Source organism: Micromonospora sp. NPDC005806, from assembly GCF_042871425.1.
Taxonomy (GTDB): domain Bacteria; phylum Actinomycetota; class Actinomycetes; order Mycobacteriales; family Micromonosporaceae; genus Micromonospora.
Genome location: NZ_JBIAIL010000099.1, coordinates 1 through 1,597, shown reverse-complemented (window position 1 = coordinate 1,597; position 1,597 = coordinate 1). Strand labels below are relative to the sequence as shown.

The window sequence follows — 1,597 nt, the reverse complement described above, 5'->3', positions numbered from 1 at the left end:
TAGCTTGATCTTTAACCTGTGCGGCGTGGCCTCGGGTTATTCGAAGTCTTCGTTTTCTTCGTGCCGCCTTTCGGCTTTGTGCTGGTGGTGGCGGTGACGATGTGGACATCGTGGCGCGCCGCCGGGTGGCGGTTGCGTAGTCCGGGTGGTCGGCCGGGTCCTGGCCGGGAGGGTTTCGGCGCGCGGGCGGGGTTGCCGGCTTTGCTGCGTAGGTGCCGAAACCCTCGCCGGACGCGGGCTGGGGTGAGTCGCTCGGGCGGCGCTGGGCGTTCCCAGGGGCGGCGCAGGTCGCCGACGGCGCCTCGGGCGAGGCGTAGCTGGGTGTAGGCGGCCAACACGAGCCAGGTCCAGCGATCGGCGGCATGCGGGTCGCGCAGTTTCGGGCTGGTCCAGCCGAGGGTCTGCTTGAGCATGCGGAAGGTGTGCTCGATGTCGAAGCGGCGCAGGAACACCTGCCAGAGCAGGTCGGTCTCGACGGTGGTGGCTTCCGGCTGCGACCACCAGAGCCAGACCGGTTTCGCGGTGGCGCCGCTGGGCAGCCGGTCGACCTGCAGCAGAATCACGGTGCCCTCGATGATCGGCAGCGAGCCGTGCTGGCTGATCCAGGCGGTGCGGTGGGTCAGCCTGGGGTGCAGCCGGTGCCAGGCCCGCGCGGTTGCGGTGCCGTAGAGGCGGGTGTCGGTGGTCGTGGCCACCTCCGGGTCGCCCCAGCTGCCCGGGTCACTGAAGATGAACTCGCCGCCATGGCGGGGCGGGCGGCCGGTGGTGCCGGGCAGCCGGGGTGGCGCGGGCCGGCGCAGCACCCGGTCGGAACGCATCCGCACCAGAACCTTCACCGGTAGATCGGCCAGCAGGAACGCCAGCCGGGGCCCGTCGTATCCGGCGTCCGCCACGATCCACATGTCCGGATCACCAAGCTGCCACTGTCCGGCAGCGATCAGCCGCTGCACCACGTCCCGCAACTGGCCGGCGGTGACCGTGGCAGCGTCGTCGCCGGGCGCCAGCCGCCGGGCGTCCAACGGCGCAGTCCACGAGGTGCGCCCGGCCTCCAAGGCGGTGACGAACGAGTACGGCCAGCCCGGAACCCCGATGTGGGTGTCCTTGCCGCGCCCATAGGTGTGACACAACACCCGCTCCGGGCAGGTATGCGCCTCCGGCCGCAGCCAGCACGTCACGTCCACCGCCAGGACGATCCGCCCGTCCGCGGCCCGCGGCAGCGGCACCGCCGCCACCGCCGTCCGCAGCCGCTCGATGTCGATCCGGCCGCGATTCAACGCCGCATACAGCGAGCCGTGACCGCGGCGGTGCTCACCCACCAGCGACAACTCCACCAGGGACCGCACCGGCGCGTCACCGCACAACAGCGCGTCTGCCAGCTCGAACAACGCATCCCCACGAGCGGTCAGACAACGGTGGAACTCACGCCGGAACGCGGCCAGCCGCCCGACCTCATCGGTCGACCCGGCATCGTGCAAACTGATCACCAGACAGCCCTTGGTTCTTGATCTTCTTCCCTAGACAAGAGGAATGATCGATCAAGGGCTGTCCCCATGATCAGTCGGGGTCGATGCCGCCGCCCAGCAGGTTAAAGATCAAG

Annotated in this window: 1 protein-coding gene; it reads right to left on the bottom strand. The window is 69.8% G+C overall.

All coding sequences use genetic code 11. The features are described 5' to 3' along the window. Positions 1–11: 11 nt before the first annotated feature. Positions 12–1,484, bottom strand: coding sequence for an NF041680 family putative transposase (locus tag ACFYOS_RS36390; protein ID WP_387151899.1), 1,473 nt, complete (start codon positions 1,482–1,484; stop codon positions 12–14). Positions 1,485–1,597: the final 113 nt, after the last annotated feature.